The sequence below is a fragment of the Pseudomonas sp. PS01299 genome (assembly GCF_029960145.1).
Lineage (GTDB): Bacteria > Pseudomonadota > Gammaproteobacteria > Pseudomonadales > Pseudomonadaceae > Aquipseudomonas > Aquipseudomonas putida_A.
Map to the genome: position 1 here is coordinate 1 of NZ_JASCPO010000099.1, position 20,836 is coordinate 20,836.

General features: G+C 58.6%; 19 protein-coding genes and 3 pseudogenes. 5 read left to right on the forward strand and 17 right to left on the reverse strand.

The window, feature by feature from the left end; translation table 11 throughout:
• Positions 1-79: 79 nt before the first annotated feature.
• Positions 80-613 (reverse strand): annotated as a pseudogene (locus tag QMX91_RS17750) (cysteine hydrolase family protein).
• Between the two features lie 69 nt (positions 614-682).
• Positions 683-2,410, reverse strand: coding sequence for a gamma-glutamyltransferase (ggt, locus tag QMX91_RS17755; protein WP_134786020.1), 1,728 nt, complete (start codon positions 2,408-2,410; stop codon positions 683-685).
• A gap of 150 nt (positions 2,411-2,560) precedes the next feature.
• On the opposite strand from ggt, the gene QMX91_RS17760 reads away from it, so the two are divergent.
• Positions 2,561-3,076 carry a methylated-DNA--[protein]-cysteine S-methyltransferase gene (locus QMX91_RS17760; protein WP_225138534.1) on the forward strand — a complete coding sequence of 172 codons (516 nt, stop codon included), beginning with the start codon at positions 2,561-2,563 and terminating at the stop codon, positions 3,074-3,076.
• Between the two features lie 127 nt (positions 3,077-3,203).
• On the opposite strand, the gene QMX91_RS17765 is transcribed toward QMX91_RS17760, so the two are convergent.
• From QMX91_RS17765 to QMX91_RS17815, 11 genes and pseudogenes are all read right to left on the reverse strand, one after another.
• Positions 3,204-3,794 carry an NUDIX domain-containing protein gene (locus QMX91_RS17765; RefSeq protein ID WP_282413116.1) on the reverse strand — a complete coding sequence of 197 codons (591 nt, stop codon included), beginning with the start codon at positions 3,792-3,794 and terminating at the stop codon, positions 3,204-3,206.
• Positions 3,795-3,902: 108 nt separating this feature from the next.
• Complete coding sequence (locus QMX91_RS17770) at positions 3,903-4,817, reverse strand: hypothetical protein (RefSeq protein ID WP_098968172.1); 915 nt, start codon at positions 4,815-4,817, stop codon at positions 3,903-3,905.
• A gap of 48 nt (positions 4,818-4,865) precedes the next feature.
• Positions 4,866-5,609 carry an SDR family oxidoreductase gene (locus tag QMX91_RS17775; protein ID WP_027614694.1) on the reverse strand — a complete coding sequence of 248 codons (744 nt, stop codon included), beginning with the start codon at positions 5,607-5,609 and terminating at the stop codon, positions 4,866-4,868.
• Positions 5,596-6,747, reverse strand: a complete 1,152-nt coding sequence (locus QMX91_RS17780) for a homoserine O-acetyltransferase (RefSeq protein ID WP_282413117.1) — start codon at positions 6,745-6,747, stop codon at positions 5,596-5,598. Before QMX91_RS17780 ends, QMX91_RS17775 begins: the two co-directional genes overlap by 14 nt.
• Positions 6,748-6,795: 48 nt before the next feature.
• Complete coding sequence (gene cysK / locus QMX91_RS17785; RefSeq protein WP_282413118.1) at positions 6,796-7,758, reverse strand: cysteine synthase A; 963 nt, start codon at positions 7,756-7,758, stop codon at positions 6,796-6,798.
• Positions 7,745-8,602, reverse strand: a complete 858-nt coding sequence (dapF, locus tag QMX91_RS17790; protein ID WP_282413119.1) for a diaminopimelate epimerase — start codon at positions 8,600-8,602, stop codon at positions 7,745-7,747. Before dapF ends, cysK begins: the two co-directional genes overlap by 14 nt.
• Entirely contained in the window at positions 8,595-9,434 is an 840-nt protein-coding gene (locus QMX91_RS17795; RefSeq protein WP_210557691.1) for an arginase family protein, read from the reverse strand. Before QMX91_RS17795 ends, dapF begins: the two co-directional genes overlap by 8 nt.
• The gene (locus QMX91_RS17800; protein ID WP_282413120.1) at positions 9,434-10,213 is read right to left on the reverse strand and encodes a YqcI/YcgG family protein; all 780 of its coding nucleotides are present in this window, start codon (positions 10,211-10,213) and stop codon (positions 9,434-9,436) included. The genes QMX91_RS17795 and QMX91_RS17800 overlap by 1 nt, the downstream gene beginning before the upstream one ends.
• Before the next feature lie 209 nt (positions 10,214-10,422).
• Positions 10,423-11,616, reverse strand: a pseudogene (locus tag QMX91_RS17805) (pyridoxal phosphate-dependent aminotransferase); the annotation flags it as partial.
• A 47-nt stretch (positions 11,617-11,663) separates the two neighbouring features.
• Entirely contained in the window at positions 11,664-12,875 is a 1,212-nt protein-coding gene (locus QMX91_RS17810; protein WP_282413121.1) for an MFS transporter, read from the reverse strand.
• Positions 12,872-14,413, reverse strand: a complete 1,542-nt coding sequence (locus QMX91_RS17815) for an FAD/NAD(P)-binding protein (protein ID WP_081730309.1) — start codon at positions 14,411-14,413, stop codon at positions 12,872-12,874. Before QMX91_RS17815 ends, QMX91_RS17810 begins: the two co-directional genes overlap by 4 nt.
• A 188-nt stretch (positions 14,414-14,601) precedes the next feature.
• On the opposite strand from QMX91_RS17815, the gene QMX91_RS17820 reads away from it, so the two are divergent.
• Entirely contained in the window at positions 14,602-16,047 is a 1,446-nt protein-coding gene (locus QMX91_RS17820) for a PLP-dependent aminotransferase family protein (protein WP_167734116.1), read from the forward strand.
• Positions 16,048-16,195: 148 nt separating this feature from the next.
• Here the strand turns inward: QMX91_RS17820 and QMX91_RS17825 are convergent.
• The 3 genes and pseudogenes from QMX91_RS17825 to QMX91_RS17835 form a co-directional block, all read right to left on the reverse strand.
• Positions 16,196-17,197 (reverse strand): annotated as a pseudogene (locus QMX91_RS17825) (chitinase); the annotation flags it as partial.
• 40 nt (positions 17,198-17,237) lie between these two features.
• Complete coding sequence (locus QMX91_RS17830) at positions 17,238-17,873, reverse strand: lytic polysaccharide monooxygenase auxiliary activity family 9 protein (protein ID WP_027614688.1); 636 nt, start codon at positions 17,871-17,873, stop codon at positions 17,238-17,240.
• A 222-nt stretch (positions 17,874-18,095) separates the two neighbouring features.
• Positions 18,096-18,533, reverse strand: a complete 438-nt coding sequence (locus tag QMX91_RS17835) for a hemerythrin domain-containing protein (protein ID WP_027614687.1) — start codon at positions 18,531-18,533, stop codon at positions 18,096-18,098.
• 147 nt (positions 18,534-18,680) lie between these two features.
• On the opposite strand from QMX91_RS17835, the gene QMX91_RS17840 reads away from it, so the two are divergent.
• Positions 18,681-19,106, forward strand: a complete 426-nt coding sequence (locus tag QMX91_RS17840) for a GNAT family N-acetyltransferase (RefSeq protein WP_098968166.1) — start codon at positions 18,681-18,683, stop codon at positions 19,104-19,106.
• Positions 19,107-19,216: 110 nt separating this feature from the next.
• Here QMX91_RS17840 and QMX91_RS17845 read toward each other — a convergent pair whose 3' ends face one another.
• Complete coding sequence (locus QMX91_RS17845) at positions 19,217-19,567, reverse strand: hypothetical protein (RefSeq protein ID WP_047601654.1); 351 nt, start codon at positions 19,565-19,567, stop codon at positions 19,217-19,219.
• 134 nt (positions 19,568-19,701) lie between these two features.
• Between QMX91_RS17845 and QMX91_RS17850 the strand changes: the two genes are divergently transcribed.
• Positions 19,702-20,031 (forward strand): DUF6388 family protein, encoded by a 330-nt coding sequence (locus QMX91_RS17850; RefSeq protein ID WP_135296916.1) that lies wholly within the window; start codon positions 19,702-19,704, stop codon positions 20,029-20,031.
• A 25-nt stretch (positions 20,032-20,056) separates the two neighbouring features.
• Positions 20,057-20,761 (forward strand): YoaK family protein, encoded by a 705-nt coding sequence (locus QMX91_RS17855; protein WP_027614683.1) that lies wholly within the window; start codon positions 20,057-20,059, stop codon positions 20,759-20,761.
• Positions 20,762-20,836 lie beyond the last annotated feature (75 nt).

Consider the following 20,836-nt stretch of genomic DNA (forward strand, 5'->3'; position numbering starts at 1 on the left):
CGCCGGGTCAGCCCACACATGCGTCACAGGCCCACCGCTTTCGCGAGCAAGCCCGCTCCCACAGGGGTATGCGCTGGTTTTAGAAAGTGATCTCGGCTGCGGGTTTGACGTCGACCCGGGCCGTGGCGCCCGTCAGGTGCGCCAGATCCTTGTTGTGTTCGGCGATGATGTCTTCGGCGCTCATGGTGCCGTTGTCGAGGGTGGAATGGGCGTCTGCCACAAGCACCACGTCGTAACCCAACTGATGAGCCTTGCACACGGTGGCGTTGACGCAGTAGTCGGTCTGCAGGCCTCAAATGATCAGGCGTTCGAAGTCTTCGCTGGGTAGCAGTTTGCCCAGCTCGGTCTGATAGAACGAATCCGGGGTGGTTTTGCGTACGCGCAGGTCTTGCTCCGTCGTCAGCAGGCCGTCGGCGAGTTGCCAGCCTTCGGCACTGTAGGCCAAAGAACTGTCCTTTTCTTCATGCTGTATCAGCACCACCGGCACGCCAGTCTTGCGCGCACGCGTGCTGAGCTGGTTAATGGTGTCGATCACACGGTGGATGTCGAAGCACTGATACTCGCCTGAGCAGAGAGCCTGTTGGACGTCGATGATCAGCAATGCGCTAGACATGATGGGCCTTCCTTGATCGATCCTTGAGACAGGGGGCGGAGCCAAGCCCCGCCGCCCTTTTTACGCCGCTCAATAACCCAATGACAACCCGGTGTTACGCCGTGGATCGTTGGCCCCGTAGAAACGGTTTTTGCCCACCGGTTTACCGCCCAGCGACGGCGCGCCGACCAAGATCGCGGCGATGTGGTTGGCATCCTGCGGCCCGGCAAATTTGTGGCCCCAGCTTTCGAGGATTTTCTTCGTGTCGGGACTGGCGGCGTAGTCTTCGAGGTTGGTCTGCTCGGGCATCCATTGCTGGTGGAAGCGTGGCGCGTCGACCGCTTCCTGCAGGCCCATGCCGTAGTCGATGACGTTGAGCATGGTCAGCAAGGTCGCGGTGATGATCCGACTGCCACCCGGCGTACCAACCACCATCACCACTTTGCCGTCCTTGGTGACGATGGTCGGGCTCATCGACGACAGCGGGGTTTTGCCCGGAGCGATGGCATTGGCCTCGCCCTGCACCAGACCGTACATGTTCGGCACACCGACCTTGGAGGTGAAGTCGTCCATCTCGTCGTTTAGGATCACCCCGGTCTTGCTCGCCATCACCCCGGCGCCGAACCAGTCGTTGAGGGTGTAGGTCACCGACACTGCGTTGCCCCACTTGTCGACGATCGAATAGTGCGTGGTGTTGTTGCCCTCATGCGGGGCGACGCCGGGTTTCAGCTCGGCGGAGATCCCGGCCTTCTGCGGCTGGATCGCGTTGCGCAGCTTGGTCGCGTAGTTCTTGTCCAGCAGATGCTCGATCGGGTTCTTCACAAAATCCGGGTCACCCAGATAGCTGTTGCGGTCCACGTAAGCGTGACGCATCGCTTCGATCTGGTAGTGCATGCCTTGGGCCGAATGGAAGCCCAGATCCTTCATCGGATAGCCTTCAAGAATGTTCATGATCTCGCAGATCACCACCCCGCCGGAGCTTGGCGGTGGCGCCGAGACCACATGGTAGCCACGGTAATCGCACTCCACCGGGGCCAGTTCGCGGGTCTTGTATTTGTCGAGGTCGGCCTGGGTGATGATGCCCTTGTTGGCCTGACTGGACGTAACGATGGCGTCGGCCACCCAGCCTTTATAGAAACCGTCAGCGCCTTTTTCGGAAATGGTGCGCAGGGTCTTCGCCAGATCCTTCTGCACCAGCTTCTGCCCGACCTGCATCGGCTCGCCGTTGTGCAGGAAGATCGAGCCGGAATCACGCATGTCCTTTTTGAACACATCGGTGGCGTAGTCCAACAGATCGACGTCGCCCTGCTCCAGCTCGAAGCCGTCTTCCGCCAGTTTGATCGCCGGGGCGATCATGTCCTTGCGCGGTTTGGTGCCGTACTTGCTCAGCGCCAGCTCCATGCCCGACACGGTGCCCGGCACCGCCACGGCGAGGTGACCACGAGTGCTCAGATCCGGGACGACGTTGCCGTCCTTGTCCAGGTACATGTTGGCAGTCGCCGCCAGCGGAGCTTTTTCGCGGAAGTCGAGGAAGGTCTTGCGCCCGTCCGCCAGTTGAATGGTCATGAAACCGCCACCGCCGAGGTTGCCTGCGGCGGGATACACCACCGCCAGCGCATAGCCCACAGCGACCGCCGCATCCACCGCGTTACCGCCGTTTTTCAACACATCGACACCGACATGCGAGGCCAAGTGTTGAGCGGTGACCACCATGCCGTTTTCGGCGGCAACCGGTGCTACGGAAGCGGCGTGGGCCATGAGGCAGCTCAGTGCCAGTGACGTCGCAATCAGCGTTTTGGCCAAAGGTTCGTACTTCATGAGTCGATCTCTTTTTTGTTTTCGGGTTCTGTGCAGAACAGAGGGGAACGCAGCAAAAGCACCAAGCAGTATGGTCGCTATTGCGATTTGCGCCTCCCCGCTCAGGCAGTATGCTGGGCGCTCTCGCCGTACCGATCCGGAGTTCTGCCCATGTCGTACACGTTCATCACCCTGCCCTCACCGGTCGGCGAATTGAAGCTGGTGGCGAACGGCTCACGACTGGCGGCCATCCTCTGGGAAAACGACAAACCGGGCCGGGTGCGCCTCGGTCCGATGAGCGAAGCGCCGGACAATCCGCTGCTGCAGCGAACCGCGCAGCAGCTTGAGGAATATTTTGCCGGCAAGCGTGATCGCTTCGACCTGGAACTGGATTTTGTCGGCACCGAATTTCAGAAGAAGGTCTGGGCGGCGCTGCTGACCATTCCGTTTGGCCAAACCCGCACCTACAGCCAGATCGCCGAGCAGATCGGCAACCCGACGGCGGTGCGTGCGGTGGGCGCGGCTAACGGGCGTAACCCGATCTCGATTGTGGCGCCGTGTCATCGGGTGATCGGCGCGTCGGGGAAGTTGACCGGGTTTGCGGGTGGGCTTGAGGCCAAGGAGCGGTTGCTGACGCTGGAGGGCGGGGACTGGTCTGATGTCGGTAGAACAGGGGACCTGTTTTAACCCCGTAAATGCCATTGTGTAGCGAGGGCGCTTGCTCCCGCTCCAGTGCGCAGCACGGGCAAAAACCTGGGGCCGCTGCGCAGCCCAGCGGGAGCAAGCTCCCTCGCCACAATGGATTGGCGTTGAATCATCTGTCGAAAAGATTATTCATCGCCGCGTATTGCAGCAGCATGATGGTCTTGGCGTCGCAGATCTCGCCGCGCTGAAACGCCGCCAGTGCCTCATCGAAGCGCCACTCCAGCACTTCCAGTTCTTCGGTTTCCTCTTCCAGGCCGCCGCCCTCGCTGACCTTCGACTTCGCGTCGTATTCGGCGATAAAAAAGTGCAGTTTCTCGGTCACCGAGCCGGGGCTCATGTAGGCCTCGAAGACCTTCTTCACCTCATGCACGCGGTAACCGGTTTCCTCTTCGGCCTCGTCGCGGATCCGCTGTTCCGGCGCCGCACCTTCCAGCAGCCCCGCCGCCACTTCGATCAACAAGCCGTCGTGGCCGTTGACGAACACCGGCAAGCGAAATTGGCGGGTCAGCACCACCGTGCGCTTTTCGCGGTTGAACAACAGAATCGCCGCGCCATTGCCACGGTCGTAGACTTCGCGAGTCTGCCGCTGCCAGTCACCGTTGTTGCGCAGATAGTCGAAGGTGATTTTCTGCAACAGATACCAGTCGTGGGACAACACCTGAGTATCGACAATGTTGACCCGCTCGGCTGTCTTGGTCATGACGCCTGTTCCTTGTGCCATCGGAAAACGCCCATAGTCGAATAATCGCGCGCACAAAAAAAGCCCGGCAATGCTGTCGGGCCTGTTTACTGGTGTTCGCGGAGGGTGTCAGAGATCGACCAGGTGCCGGTCGATGCGCTTGAGCACGCCTTTGATCAGGTTCATCGCACTGTCGGCGCGAAACGGCAGGTTGAGCGAAGGCTCGCAGATCTCCATTTCCATGATCATCGGCCGACCGTCATAGTCGCGGATCACGTCGACCCGGCCGTAGAGCAACGGCAGCTCAAGCCCGAGCACCTCGGCAGAAGCCACCAGCGCCGATAGCGCCACCGCCTGCTCCTCGGCATCCGCCTCGCGCGGCTGGCGAAATTCGGGGGTCGGCACATTCACCGTACCGTCCGCCATGAGCATGGCGCCCTTGCGGATGGAATGGCTGAAGGTGTTATCGAAGAAGGTCAGGTCCGTCTCGCCGTAAGTGTCGATGGTGGTGATGTACGGCTGGATGATCACGTGCGAACCGCGCTTTTGCAGCGCGCGAATGTGCGCCAGCGCGGCCTCGGAACCGCCGCGGACAAATCTTTTCACTCCGCGCGAATACGAGCCGATCGTCGGTTTGACGACAAATTCGTGGCTGTCGGTGTTCGCGTCGAGGAAGTCAGCCAGATAACCCTCGGGAGCGTCGTCGGGCGCCAGGAACACACTCGGAATAATCGGCACGCCGCGCGCAGCAATGTCCTTCAGGTACAACTTGTTCAAGCCCCACCGGGCCACGGACGGCACGTTCAACAGGCAGGTCAGTGCATGCACCTTGTCGCACCAGGCAAAGAATTCGTCGAGGCTTTCAATGCAGTCCCACGGTGAACGGATCAATACGGCGGTATACGCCGCCCAATCGATTGACGGATCGTCCCAGAAGCACACATCGGCGTTGATCGACAGTTGCTTGCAGGCTTCAAGCAATGGCGGCATGTCGTAGTCAATGTGCAGGTTCGGCTTATCGGTGACGAGTGCAAGCTTAATCATGAAGAATCCTTTCTACTGAACAGTTGGAAGCAGAAAAACAGCGACGACTCACCAGGGAATCACGCGGTCCTGATGGCGGTAAGTGCCCGTGGGGCCATCGGCACCGATCAATGCCAGAGCGACACTGGTCCGCGCGCCTTCCTGCACATCGAGATCACCGGCGCCGTCATTCATGCCGGTTTTGGTATAACCGGGGTGCACGGCATTGACCTTGACGGGCGTGTCGCGAAGCTCGTAAGCCAGATGAACCGTCCACGAATTCACCCCGCTTTTACTGGCGCTGTAGCCCGGCAAGGATTTGAACATCGGTGAATAGGCGTAAGAATCGACGTCCGTATGGGTGGTGAGCGATGCCAGCAGACTGGATACGTTGACGATGCGTCCGGCCGCAGATTGACGAATCAGCGGCAGACAATGCTGGGTCACCGCGACCATGCCGAACAGGTTGGTTTCAAACGTCTGGCGCCACTGTTGAAGTGGTTGTTGCGAAGGGTTCAACCCGTAGGATTCGATACGGATCGCAGCGTTATTGATCAGGATATCCAGTCGGCCGAACTTCGCCTCCAGCAATTTGACCGCCGAGGCGATGCTGTCTTCATCCGTGACATCCAGCAGGCACGGGAACGCCTTCAGGCCCATGCCGACCAACTCGTCGGCCGCCTGAGCGACAGCCTGATAATTCCTGCCACTGAGCACCACCGTCACGCCCTCGGCGGCCAGTTGTCGCGCCACCTCAAAACCGATGCCACGGTTGGCACCGGTCACCAATGCAACCTTGTCAAAATCGTTCATCGTGCAACTCCAGACAACGCTCCGCCCTGCCCGCAGGAAGGACGGAACCAATACGATTCATGAAATGTTCCAGCAGCGGCCCGAACGCCCGCAGATCGGTCAGAAAGGCGTCGTGGCCGTCCGGGCAATCGAGCCGGACAAAGGTCACCTCGGCACCATCCTGCTCGAGCCCTTGAGCGATGTGCTGCTGTTGCGCAACAGGAAACAGCGTGTCGCTCTCGACGCCGACCACCAGAACCTGCTCCAGCCCGGCAGTCTGAAAACCGCCCTGCGGCGGCGTCAGACAGGCATAAAGATCAATCGCGCGGCTTAACTGCAGATAACTGTTGGGGTCGAAATCCCGTGCGAATCGCCAGGCATTGGCCTGCAGATAATCCTCGACTTCAAAGTCGTGGATCATGCCGGCGGATTTCCCCGCCGCCTGATCGCTGCGGCTGAAACGGCGATTCAATTGCGCGCCGGAGCGATAACTCAACAGGCCGATCTTGCGAGCCAGCGTCATGCCATGGATCGGGCGCGCATCCGGCGAATACTCGCCACCGGCCCACAGCGGATCACTGCGGATGGCTTCCCGCTGCAATGAACGCAAGGCCGTGGACACGGGAAGCGAACTGGCCGCGCCGCACAGGTTGATGTGATGCCGGACAAACCCCGGATGCCGGGTCAACAGGGCCAGCGCACACATGCCCCCCATCGAAGCGCCGATCAGGCAGGTCACTTGCGCCATGCCCAGCGCTTTCACGGCCATGACGATCGTGTCGACGATGTCTTCGATGCTCAGCTCGGGAAAGCGCGACTGGTAAGGCCTGCCACTCGCCCGCTCGGTGGACAGCGGCCCCGTCGAGCCCTTGCAACCCCCCAGATAGTTGAAACAGATCACATACCAGCGGTCTGTATCGATCGGCTTGCCTGAACCGGCAAAGTCCTCCCACCAGCCCGCCTCAGGATCGCGGGCGACACTGCAGACGTGGCTGTTGGCGGACATGCCGGGCAGCACCAGGACGATGTTGTCGCGACGATCATTCAGTTGCCCGAACGTCTCATACGTCAGCCTGAAATCTTCCAGTACACCTCCACGATGCATTGGAAACGGGCGCGCGAACTCGATGTAATCTGCTGCCGGAAGAGTTTCCACCATGATGCTAATCCCTTAGAGCGCCTGCTTCGCCAAGTAACCGGTTGCCTGTTACGGCTCGAGCGACTGCAACCAGTCATCGTCGGAACCTTCGGCGATGCCGTCCATCAGGAACGTCGAGAGATAACGTTCACCGGTATCCGGCAACATGGCCAGCAGCACCGAACCGGCCGCTGCGGTCTCGGCAACCTTCAACGCTGCGGCGACCGAAGCGCCCGAAGAAATGCCGACGAAGATCCCCTCTTCCCTGGCCAGGCGCTGCGAAGTGTCACGTGCTTCGTACTCGTTCACGGTCAGGACTTTATCGATGACGGTCTTGTCCATGATGGTCGGCGTGAAGTTGGGCGCGAGTCCCTGAATCTGGTGCACGCCCCAGGCGCCGCCCGACAGCAACGCAGCATTTTCCGGTTCTGCGGCAACGATCTGCACCGCAGGTCGCGCGACTCGCAGCATCTGGCCAACGCCGGTCAGTGTGCCGCTGGTGCCGAAACCGGTGACAAAGTAGTCCAGGCGTTTACCGGCAAAATCACCGAGGATTTCGGTGGCGGTGGTTTCGCGGTGATAGGAAGGGTTGGCCGGGTTATCGAATTGTCGCGATCTGAACCAGCCAAACTTCTGCGCCAGTTCATCGGCAATCTGGTTGCCGCCGCTGCTGCCCAGGTGAGCAGGAAACAGCAGAACCTTGCCGCCATAGGCACGAATCAGCTTGCGCCGTTCGATCGAGTAACTGTCGGACATGATCGCCACAAAGTTATAGCCGCGCGCCGCGGCAACCATCGCCAACGCAATGCCGACGTTGCCGGAGGTGCATTCGGCGATCGTATCGCCAGGCTTCAACAGGCCTCTGGCTTCGGCGTCGAGTACCACCGCCAGCGCCAGCCGGTCCTTGACCGAACCACCTGGGTTGAACGACTCGACCTTCACATAAATGCTGACGTGTTCCGGGGCGAGCCTTTGCAGCTTGACGATTGGCGTACGGCCGATCGTGTCCAGAATGCTTTCATACAACGGCATGAGCGAGTTCTCCATCAAATACGAATTCAGCAGGGCCGGAGAGGTACATCGCGGACAAGTCACTCTCCCATGTCACTTCAAGGGTTCCGCCGGGCAGTTCGACATCGACCGAGCGGTCGACCCGCCCGGCCCGCGCCAGCACCGCGACCGCCGCGCAGGCACCGCTGCCGCAGGCCAGCGTCTCGCCTGCGCCGAATTCGTAGACCTTGAGTTTTATCCTGTTGCGCGATTGCAGCTGTACAAACCCGACGTTGACGTCAGGGGAGAAATACCCGCAGTTTTGCAGGGCGCTGCCGACAGCTGGAATCTCATACTGATCACGTTCGGCTTCGATCACCGCATGCGGGTTGCCCATCGATACCGCCGCACACGCCAGGTGTTGCCCGGCGAGTTCGAGTTGATAAGCCGACTGCGCCTGGTCGAAGCCGAACACCGGGATGGCGGCGGGCGAGAAATTCGGTGCGCCCATGCTGATCTGATAGTTGCCGTCCTCCATGACCCGGACCCGGTGGGTACCGGAGGGACTGTCGAGGGTGAACTCGGACGCCTCCGTCAAGCCTGCCCGAACCAGCCATGCGGCGACACACCGCGCGCCGTTGCCGCATTGCCGGGAGGATTCGCCCTGCGCCGTCCAGATATCGAACGAGGCTACGGACGATGGATTGCGCGCCGCCTTGACGCCCAGAACCATATCGGCGCCGATACCTTTATGGCGGTTAGCCAGGTACTTGCACAATTCGCGCGACGGATCCTGCGCATCACGCAGATCGAGAATGATCATGTCATTGCCCGCACCGTGCATCTTGCTGAAACGCAGCCGGGCAGCAGCAGGCGGCTTATGCATGGCACACACTCGCCTCAAGACACGCTTTGGACAGGAGCGGGTCAACGATATCGATGATGCACTGGGTCGCACGCTGTGCCGTCGCCGCATCGCAGGAGGCGTTGAACTCGGCGATTTCCAGGCCGACGATCTGCTCCAGCGGAATTGCTCCCAGGATCGCCGCGAGCTGTTGCGGCAGCAGACCGTCAGGCACTGCGTAGTCGGCGGGAACGTAGCCAGGCTCAAGAGAGTCCCAATCGATGTGCACCCAGACCTTCGATTGGCCGATCGCGCTACGCACCGCTTCGGCGGTTGCCTGCTGCGGAGAAAGCGTGCGCACATTATTGGCGCTCAGCAGACGCTGCTCTTGCCCGTCGATGTCACGCGCGCCGACCAGAATGACGTTCTCCGCACGCACGCCGGCGCCACAGCCGCTGTCCCAGAGGCCACATAATGCCGACACCACCATCCCGCCCAGGTAGCCCGTGTCAGTGGTCGTCGGAATATTGAAGTCACCATGGGCATCGACCCACACCAGACAAAGGTCCGGGTAATGTCTGGCAACCGCAGGTACGCTGCCCAGGCTGGCCGGGCAGGTGCCGTTGATGACCACTGTGAGTTGCTGCTCCTCTACCGCACAGGCCACGGCGCGATGCAGCGAATCGATCTGCTCACGTCCTGCCGGCAGACTGACTGTCCAGTCATCGGCCGCCGGCTCGCATCTGCCGTCACCGATATACAGCGGCGCTACACCGTACTTTGCTTCAAGTGCCGACGCGGCCTTCAACGCACCGATACGGGTAAATGCCGTGCGGTCTGCCACTCTGCCGTTGGATACAATCAACTTGAACATCAGGCTTCCTCTTTATTTTCATGGCTGGAATGTTTGAACGGGCAAACATCCGTGCGCTCTGCATTTTCTTCAATCAAACCGTATTGCCACCACTCTTTGGCGTCAGAGCCGAAGCCGCCCAATTGCAAGGCGTGGGGCACCGAATCATATTTAAGGATGCGTTTGCGAATATTGGCGCGAACATTACGTCCGCCCACGGTATCGCCGGCAAATACATCGAAGCGTTCACGCGGATTAATCACCAGCGCAAATCTCGACCCGAGGTTTCTGCTCTTGCGAAGTTTGTGTGCGGGAGAACTCATATTCACAAACAGTTGCATTCCCGCGAAGCACATCGACCAGAACGGTGACTCCGGGTCGACATCGACGCTGTCCGGCCACGGGCTTTCATCCAGCCAGTGCAGGCTCTGCAGCACGCCCCACCCGGCGGCCTGATACTCCTGCGCGGTACTCGCCGATATCGCATCGGTTGAAAAGAACACGATGAGCGGATAAGCGTCCTCGATTGAACCACTCCATGTTCTGGAAAGCGTTACATACTCTTTTAACCCTTCAGCCAGTTTCGCCAGCCCTTGAGCATCCAAAGTGTCGACAAATACAAACCTGATCGAAGACTTCTTGAATGCATTCTTGGAAAAGATGCAGGGAAAGTCGGACCCTGCTCCAAGTCGCTCTTGCAGTTCATTCAAGGCCTCTTTTTCCCAACCGGCCCCACGATGATTAATCTCATCCTGAGAAAGCATGACCCGATAAGAAACCTGCGCATCAAAGTTCCGCATACTCATTCCTTTATGCTGCACAACTTAGAGAGATGGCCGAGTGTGGCATCCAGCCGTCTGGCACTTTGCGCTGTCACACCTGCCACGAACTTACGTCTGGCATGACAACTTGCTTACTTGATCTGCCTCTGGAATCAGAAGACCGGCCACAGGTCCCGGGCGTTATTCGCCACTCGACGAACGCTCAGGTTGTTGACTGACCTGCTGCTGATGAATCGATGAATCCGCGCCATCGCGTCTTCGATGTCCGGCAGTGCCGGCAACGTGACCACGCGGAAATGGTCGGGTGCGGGCCAGTTGAACGCGGTTCCCTGAACCACCAGCAGCCTTTCCGACATCAGCAGTTCGAGGACAAACTTTTCGTCATCCTTGATCGGGCAAATTTTCGGATCGATCCTTGGAAATGCGTACAGCGCGCCCATCGGCTTGACGCAACTGACGCCAGGAATAGCGTTGAGCAGTTCATGCACCCGGTTGCGCTGTTCGAGCAGGCGCCCCTGAGGCAAGACCAGGTCATTGATACTCTGGTAACCCCCCAGCGCGGTCTGGATCGCATGCTGGGCCGGAACGTTGGCGCACAGGCGCATGTTCGCCAGCATGTCGATGCCTTCGATGTAGCCGGCGGCATGCTGCTTCGGCCCGGAAATCACCAGCCAGCCGGAACGAAACCCGGCCACCCGGTACGACTTGGACAACCCGTTGAAGGTCAGGCACAGCAGGTCCGGCGCCAGCGAGGCGGTGCTGATGTGCACAGCTTCGTCGTAGAGAATCTTGTCGTAGATCTCGTCGGAGAACACCACCAGATTGTGCTGGCGCGCGATCTCCAGCATTCCCAGCAGCACGTCTCGCGGATACACCGCACCGGTGGGATTATTGGGGTTGATGATCACCAGCGCTCGGGTGTTGGGGGTGATTTTGGCCCGTATGTCATCGAGGTCCGGCCACCAGTCCTGCTGCTCGTCGCACCTGTAGTGCACCGCATTGCCCCCGGCAAGACTCACCGCGGCGGTCCACAACGGATAATCCGGAGCAGGCACCAGCACTTCGTCGCGGTTGTTCAGCAGCGCCTGCAGTGACATCACAATGAGCTCGGAGACGCCATTGCCCAGGTAGATATCGTCTACGCCGACGCCCTCGATCTGCTTGTGCTGACAGTACTGCATGACGGCCTTGCGGGCGCTGAACAAGCCTTTGGAGTCACTGTAACCTTGCGCCGTCGGCAAGTTACGGATCACATCCTGGAGTATCTCGTCGGGCGCCTCGAAACCGAACGGCGCGGGATTGCCGATATTCAACTTGAGAATGCGCTGGCCGTCCTCCTCCATCTTTCTGGCCTGCTCCAGTGCCGGGCCACGAATGTCATAACACACACTGTTCAACTTCAGCGATTTCAGATACTGCACGACTACACATCCTTGTTTTTTTTATCAGGGTCGCAGCAACAGCAAACTCAGGTCCGAGAGACTGCCTTCAACTGTTCTTCCGGGGACTTCGACAGTGCCCGCGACATATTCAGGAAAACGAACAACACGACCATCGGAATGGCGATAAACAGTGCCAGGCCACGAACGCCCAGTTCGGAAAAGGAACTGACCAGCAAACCGTAACCGGCCCCCGCCGCCATCTGGAAAAAGAAAAACTGCCCGGAGGAAATACCGATATCGCGACTGACACTCTTCAATAGCCCGGCCTGAGTCGCGGGAATCACCATCCCGACCGACAACAGAATGAACACCATCGGCATCAGCAGCGCCGGCAGCACACTGCCAAACACCGACAGCAGAATGCCCAGCAACATGCACCCGGCCATGCCTACCCTGCTTCCAAGCAGCAGGATCTCGTTCAACGCCCACCTGGCGCTCAATGCTCGCGCCAACGTACTGCCAATCACATAACCGACGGCGCACAGGGAGATCACCGCGCCGTAACCCAGGCTGGACATGCCCAGTTCCGTCTGCAACGCATAAGTCGAACAGGACAGGAACACGAAGTAACTCATCCACACCAGACTGATGCCGGCGGCATAAGCCAGATAATCCGCATTTTTGAAGTTGGCGGCATAAACGGTAATGATGCTGCGCCCCGTCGAATCCGATGCCCCCGGGGAGGTGTCGACCTGCCAGAAAAGCACCAATGCCGCGAGATTGAACATCCCCACGCCGCCCATCATCCAGCGCCATCCCAGCGAAGGTAACAGCATGCCGCCGAGCAACGGTGCGATACACGGCGTGAGCGCTATCGCCGAGGCAAGGGTGGTGAGAATTCGCAGGCGCTTGCTTTCCGGATAATCGGATTTCACGATCAGCCTGGTGGTTACGGTCCCTACACACCCTCCGAGGGCCTGCATGAAACGCGCAACCGCAAACAGGTAAAAGGAGTCCGAGAACGCTGCAAGCAGGCACCCGGCAGCACAAATCAGCAACCCCGAAATCTGTACGCGACGGGCTCCGATACGATCGGCAAGAATCCCCGCCAAGACCACGGACAACGCATACCCGATCATGTAAACAACAAACGTTTCCTGAATCGCCTCATGGGGGACTCGAAACTCCTCCGCCAGTTTTGCAACGGTGGGCGTCATCAGGCCGAGTCCGAGCTGCGGCACGATTACAGCCGACAACAACGCTGCAGGTAACAGGATTCCGGGGCGGCTGGATTTCACGCAGAAAGCTCCTTGAGGTATTGATCAGTCGTCAGCAAATGCGGCAGAACCCGATCGATCTGACGTGTGATCATGGCCAGTGAACTGGTGTAGTAATGGTTACCGGCAGCCAGTTGGCCCAAGGCATAAATAGCGTCGCTGGCCTTGCCACTGCGGTCGATGACCTTGTGCGAACCGAATGACACGTGCAGGCCACCAAACGGATGGTGCTGAGCGACGCCATTGTTGACCATCGAAGACACCAGTTCGGTACCGGTCTGCCCGACACCACCGGTTTCAGATCGCGTGGCGTTAATGACCCAGTCGGCATGACAGGCGCCTGCCTGGTAATTCAGGACGAAACCGCCTCCGGGACTCAGTTCCACGCCCTTCAGGCCAGGACGAATCACGAGGTGCCCGGATTCGAGCATGTTGCGCAACTTGTTGGCCGTTGCCGGAGGCATCGGGTTGCACAGGCTCATGAAAATCGAGTGATAGTTGGCCATGTAATAACTGCGATCGCCCGCACTCAGGCTGTCCCAGGCCAGCTCGACGTAGTCGTTGGCAATATCAATCAGGATGGACAGCCACTTTTCGCCACGGGCCGATGCTTGAAGATGGCGCTCCAGCCGCTCGAACGGCAGTTGACCTGGCGCCAGTTCAGCCTTGAGCTTCTCCAGATCCACGCCTTGGGCAGTCAGTTCGAAGGTGATCAGGCCAAGCCATTTCGACCAGGAGATCATCCCCGCTTCATCACGCAGCTCTTCGATACGTTCGCGGGTGATGACCTTGTAAGTGAAGTCGTGATGCGGCATGCGCACCGCTGGCAGCAGCGCATTGCGCGACAGCATGACGATCTTGCCGCGGTGTCCCTGGGCATTCAGGGCCAGGACTGCATCGACAGCGGAGAGGCTGGAACCAATGATCGCCACCTGATCGTCGCCGCCAATCGCGGAAAACTTGGTCCACATCGGATACGGATTGCCGATGTAGTTCTGGGAACAGGCCAACGAGAAGATATCCGCCGGTTCAGCGGTACCGATGCACAGAATCACCCGGTCGAACACTTGTTGCGGCCCGTTTTCGACACCGACGACCGCTTTGTCATCGTGCATTGTCAGACTGGTGACCTTTTGCCCGATCACCCGAATCGGCCGTTTAAGGTCGCGCGCCAGCGCCACTTGCTCGGCAAAACAATCGGACAGGTACTCGCCAAAATAGTGACGGGGCAAGAAATCAAGTTGCGCCAGTGCACTTCCATATTTATGAGTGACCCATCCTACAAAGTGCCGGGGATCGTCACTTTTCACGGACATGAATCGGGCCTGGCGATTAATCAATCCATAATCACCATCGTTTTGATAAGCGCGACCTGGACCGATTTTCTTGTCAGGCTCATAGAGGGTAATTGCAACATCCATATTTTTCAGCTTAACGTCGCGCTGCAACGCATCAATTACACTAATCGCTGTTGCACCCCCTCCGACTATCGCAATCTTTAGTTGCGGCTCGCGATGATTAGTCTTATTGAGTGTTGACAGTTTTTCAAAAGCAGTCATTGCCGACGATATCCCTATACCAATCCAGTTTCTCTTGACCCCAATGACTCGCGCGCCACCCCTCAACGCGTTAGCTTGAGCGGCGTTGAGCGTATTTGTATGCCGCGCTAAGATGAAGATCCATTAAATGGATTTTGGTGTGTACCACTATGACCAGAGGTAAGCGGCCAGTTGGCCTCGACCTAGTCTTGCCGTTCGAATTGACCGAACATTCGCTGTCCACCAAACATCAGCTTTTGTGCCGTTTCCTTGAACACCTGATCAGCTCCGGTCGGCTCCAATCCGGCGAAGCGCTGCCCTCCACGCGTACGCTTGCGCAAAGATGGGGAGTTTCCCGAGGGACCCTGGAAACTGTTTTCGATCAATTGCGCGAAGAAGGTTTCATCATTCGCAAGCGAGGTGCCGGCTCGGTAGTCTGCGCAACATTGCCGGATAATCTGATCGCCGCCGCCAGAACTAAGGAACTGCAAGTCGAACTTGATACTCACCGGTCATCCGATTCACCTGCTCCCATTACTTATTTACAGCCGTATGTACCGTTTATTGCCAGACTGGCCGATCCGGGATTGCTCGAAGAAAAAGATGTAAAGTCGTTATGCACACCTTCCGCCAAAGACCTCGCCACCGCAGTATCGGCCTCGTCACTCGGCGGTGACGAGAACTTGCGCAAGTCCATTTGCGACCATATCCAGATCTACCGGGGAATTGACTGCTCACCTCAGGACATCGTGATTACCCACGGCATCAGGCACTGTCTCGACCTCATCAGCCGGGTATTGGGAAAAGAGGCCGTCGTTGCCATGGAAGATCCCGGCTATTACTGGGCCCGGCGGATATTCAATTGTTCCGGCAACACAATCATCGATATTCCAGTGGACGATGCAGGTCTGATCGTTGAAGCGTTGTCACCCGCCAGTCCGGTTCAGGCCATTTATGTCACGCCCTCTCACCAGGCTCCTTTGGGTGTCTGCATGAGCATGGCACGCCGCAAGGCTCTGCTGGCCTCGGCGACCGCAGCCAATGCGATCATCATCGAGGACGACTACGACAGCGAATACAACTATGGCAGTGCTCCCCTGCCCGCCATCAAATCAATAGATACAAACGACCGGGTGATTTTCTGCGGCAGCTTCAATAAAACCCTGTTCAGCAACTTTCGTCTGGGCTTCATGGTCATTCCCAAACATTTACAGAAGAAAGTCATCAACCTCATCGAAGACACCGGCCAGACGCCAGGCATACTGGGTCAGCTCGCACTCAACCAGTTTCTCTGCACCGGAAAATATGTACGGCATTTGCGCATCTCGCGACAGACGTATCAACATCGACGCGATTTGCTGATCTCAAAGCTGCGAGAAAACCCTGATCTGCAGATTTCCGGCGAGCAATCCGGATTACATTTTGTGCTCTGGTTACCCACAGACATTGATGAAAGAGAATTCTGCGCACGGGCTGCCCTCTTCAATCTTTGCCTGCAACCGGTATCCGCATTCACCAGCAGTCACGCGGTCAAACCCGGCGTGCTGATTGGCTACGCGGCGCTTACCGATACGCAGATCAATCAGGCGGCTGCCTGCTTGCTGGATCTCGTCCAGTCATTCACTCAATGTATCGAGCGCGTCCCAATCGGATAAGCAACCCGCTCCGCTATGACTCACACCCGAGCATTGTTTGCCTGGCCCACGCAAAAAAGCCCGGCAGCGCTACCGGGCTCTTTAATTGCTGCTAACGGGCGACGCGCGACAACGTGTCATCCGTTTCCTGTGCCGCTGTTTTCGCTCCGTGAATCAGCGGTCCATAACGCCGACTGAATTCCCAGCCATACGGCACGCGATCCTTGCTGACGCCGTTGTCCCAGTTTACCGACCAGGTCATCAGGCCCTTGATCGGCAGCCCTTTGATCGCCAGACGTTTGAGCGCATTGCCGACGGCGGTGCTGTCGATCACGTAACCGGTGGCAGCCGCATCGACGTTGGCCGGCAGGCCGATGACGAATTTGTCCGCCGGGATTTTGGTGAAGCCCCGGGTGCCGGTCACCAGACTTTCGGTCAGGTAATAGAGGAAGTCCTCTTTCAGCGCATCGTTGTTCTGCGCGATCCATGCACCATTGCCATTATTGGCTTCCGGCACCCAGACCCCGTCGCCGCCCTGGTTGTAGAACTGCGGCGCGATGAAGTCGTAATAGCCTTCAAGTGCCTGCAGGTAACCGACGTATTTGCCATTGGTGGTCAGGTACGGAAACTCCGGGGCCATGCTGATGATGAAGTGCTTGCCCTGGCCTGCGTAGTGATCCTTGACCAGTTTCAGCGCGGCCGGCAGCACGGTCTTGTTGGCGGCGAAATCAATCGCGCTCTGTTCAAGATCGATGTCCAGCCCATCGAAGCCGTAGGTTTCCACCAGACGGATAATCTCATTGGCCAGTGGTTGTTCCTGTCCGGCCCGCAACTCGATGTGCGCATCGGCGCCACCCAGGGACAAGAGCACCGCCCGCCCCTGGCTGTTGAGCACGCCGACCTGACGCCGGAACTCGGCATCGGAGACGTTGTACGGCTTGAAGGTTGGAATCCCGCTGCCCTTCATGAACGCCACCGCGACCACGTTGTACTCCTTGGGCACCGCTTCCAGAGCTATTTCGGCGAAGCGGCCCTGACGATAGCCGTCACTTGGACCCGCCGGCCAGTTGTGCCAGAAGCCCATGAGTATTTTTTTGCCGGCGATGCTCGGCATCAGCGAGGCCGCGTCGGCCGCCTGGTTTTGCACTAGCGTGAAGTCGATATTTGACATGTTCTAATCCTTCAGAACCTGTGAGTTGAGCGTAACGCCGTTATTTGAAGTCGACGTCGAACGCCTGATAGAACGCGTTGCCGGTGTTGGCGACGATCCACATCAGCACGATGACGTGACGGCCCTTTTTGGTGGCCGGCAATTTCACCGAATGATTGACCTTGGCCTTCAATTCCCCCGGATAGCTGTAATACGGCACTTGAGTGTAGAAGTCTTCGGCGAAAGGCTGCGCTTCGAGTTGTGCACGGGAAATACGCTGTTTCGGATCCCAGCCATCCTTGGTGATCAGCCAGCGATAACCACGGGTGGTGTGTGGCGCGGTGTATTCCCACTTCACTTCCAGTGTCTGGCCCGGGGTGACACTGAGCAGTGGCCAGCTGAACGGACGATTGAGCTTTTTGCTCATTTCCTCGTCGGTGAAGTTCACGCAGTCACGGGCATCGGTCTTGCCACCGCTGAGGATGTAACCGTCGGCGGGCGGCGTGACACTGTCACTGTCGCTGCCATAGGGAGCAGGAAAAGGTCCTGCCGTCAGCGCCGGGAAGTTCTTGCCGCCTTCCATTTCGTTGACCTGCCAGGCACCGAGCAATCCTTGCTCGATGGCTACCGCACCGCGGCTGGCTGGGGAGGTGACGCGACCGTGTCGCAGTTGGGTTTGAGCTTGTGGTTGATTCATGTTTTTCACTCCGTTGATTTAAGAACTCTCCTGTCCGAGGAGAGGCCTTCAAGCTAACGGAGGTGGTTTTTTTGTCCATCGGCGGTTTTGTCGCAGTCAATCGGCGTCTCAAGTCAAAAACGCCGAAAACACTGGATGAATATACAGTCAATTACGACAAGACCCACCCAACGCATGGCCAAAGGCCTACACGCCGACACTGCAAAAACTGGCATTCAGTACTCATGGCAGTTGCGCCTGGTACTCCTTTTCGTACTGGCCAGCGAGCTGTTCCTTTTGCTTGTCATCGAGCAATTTGCCGGCCATCTGGAAGAACTTCTGCTCTTCTTCCTTGAGATGATGATGGACTTTGTCGGAGAGCTTCTTCGCCGTTGCCAGCCACGCCGGGCTGGACATCTCGGTCTCGTCCAGCTCTTCCATCATCTCGTCCATTTCATGGTGCTCGGAGATGGCATGGCGACTGAGGTCGACACCGTTGTCGAACTCCATCAGCGGGATGTAGAAGTGCCGCTCTTCGGCGGTTTCATGGGCCTGAAGTTCAGCCTTGAGCTGTTTGTAGGCCTCAACCCGCTCCGGAGTATCACCGCTGGTTTCGACCAGGGCTTTGGCGTAACTGCGCTGGCGGTCGTGGCTTTCGCGAAGGGCTTCGAAAATATTCATGGGGGATCCTCATCAACCGCGTTCGGAATGACGCTGTAAAAGCTAGACCCCGGCGCGACAGCGGCGGTTCCAAAGGGATGAGGAAGGACTTGGAAGACGCTCCCCGGGCAGGATAGGCTGGCGGTTCATCTCACAAGGAAGTTGCACATGACGTTGCGAATCGAGCTGTCGCAGAACCCTACGGAAGAACAGCGCAAAGCCATTCTCGAGCCTTTGATTGCGTATAACGACGCCCGGACCGGTGGTTCCACATCTGAACCTTTCGCCCTGCTGGTGCGCGATGAACACGACGCGATTCTCGGCGGTTTGTACGGCCGGGTGATCTTCCAGTGGATGTACATCGAGTTGCTGTGCGTCCCGGAACAGGGTCGCGGGCAACGCATCGGCTCGGAACTGATGGCCATGGCGGAAAATCTGGCCAAGGAGAAGAACTGCCTGGGCATCTGGCTGGACACCTTCGATTTTCAGGCGCCGGCGTTCTACGAGAAGCTGGGATTCAGCCAGTTTGGCGAGATCGTTGATTACCCGCCGGGGCATAGCCGGCATTATTTTCAGAAGCGCTTGATCGGTTGAATTCATTGGCCTCATCGCGAGCAGGCTCACTCCTACAGGATCGGTGGCAAACACAAATCCAGTGTGGGAGCCAGCCTGCTGGCGATAACGGCAGCCGCTTCAACGCATGATCAGAGGCAGGTCGCCAACGCCGCCAATCGACGTTTGGCAACAAAATCGTCCTTCTGTGCGTAGTAGTTGAGCACGGTTCCCGACGCATCGCTGGTCACGTCGACAAATGACTCTGCGGAACGGGTGTACACCGTCGAGCCACCCTTCTTGCCCGGTTGCAGATACGCTCCGGCGTCCACGCCAAACACTGCTTCGTCCTGCCAGCCGAACTGTACGCACTGAGCGACAACTTTCTCCGGCTTGTCCGAGGTCAGAACCTTGTACGGGGCTTTGGTGCGAGAATCGTCCATCACCGAACCCGCGCAGCCAGCCAGCACGGTCGCGGCCAGCGCTACCATCAGAATTCGCATTGCATTCGCTCATTCAGAAAAAAGCGGACTGTATCACCGCAACAGGCAAAATCGTTCTGCTTTACTGCATTTATAGCGCGACATGCGACGGCCGCTCCGGCACCCTAGGGTCATCAGCCTCACAAGGAACACACATGGCGCCCACCGACCAGCGACATGAACAAGCCCTGAAACTGTTTCTCGACGCGCGCCCCGAACTGCGCGAATCCCTCGATCATCTCAATCCGCTGCTGGCCCAGGCCAAAGGCGAAACCCCGGCGCAGTATCGTGAAGAACGCCTGCACGAAGCCTTCGAGGCCGAGGCGGAAAATCAGGGGCTGTTCGCCTGGGAACTGACCTTGCGACTCACGGCTGCATCGCCCCAGGAGTATCAGGCCCAGCGCATGGAGGTGCATCGCGAGGTAGCGGAAATGGCGCACATGAGCTGGAAGGATTACTGCGATCTGTATGGGCTGGAACCGTAAACGCCGCTGAAGGATATCGTCGCCGATGCTGCCCTCCACTTCGACTCACCGCGCCACCTCCGGGCATCTGCATCGGCAGAAATGGCGCGGGCGCATCGGTCTGGCGCTGGTGGCCAGCCTGTCAGTGCTGGCGGGCATGACCGACGCGATCGGCTTCATGGCCAGCGGCGATTTCGTTTCTTTCATGAGCGGTAATACCACGCGGCTGGCGGTGGCGATCAGTGACGGCGACCTCGGACTGACTTTGCGCCTGATCATCCTCGTCGTCACCTTCGTGATCGGTAATGCCTTGGGGATCGTGATCGGGCGCCTCGGTGGTCGGCGCACATTGCCCTTGTTGCTGTGCATCGCCACCCTGCTTTGCCTGGCGGCGGCATGGCCGTACGACACGCAACTGCCGGCGCTGCTGGCGGCGATCATCGCGATGGGCATGCTCAACGCGGCGGTCGAGGAAGTGAATGGCCTGCCAGTGGGCCTGACGTACGTGACCGGAGCGCTGTCGCGGTTCGGCCGTGGACTGGGGCGCTGGATGCTCGGCGAACGCCGTAATGGCTGGCGGGTGCAACTGGTGCCGTGGAGCGGGATGTTCATCGGCGCGATACTCGGCGCAGTGCTGGAACATCATTTCGGACTTCGGGCATTGTTCGCCAGCGGCTTGCTGGCGGCGGTGCTGGGCGTGCTGTCCCTGAGCATTCCGCGGCGTTGGCAACTGGGCTATATGCCGCGCTGAAATACGATCCTGTGGGAGCGGGCTTGCTCGCGAAAGCGGTGCATCAGTCAAAGATGTGTCGAATGACCCAACGCC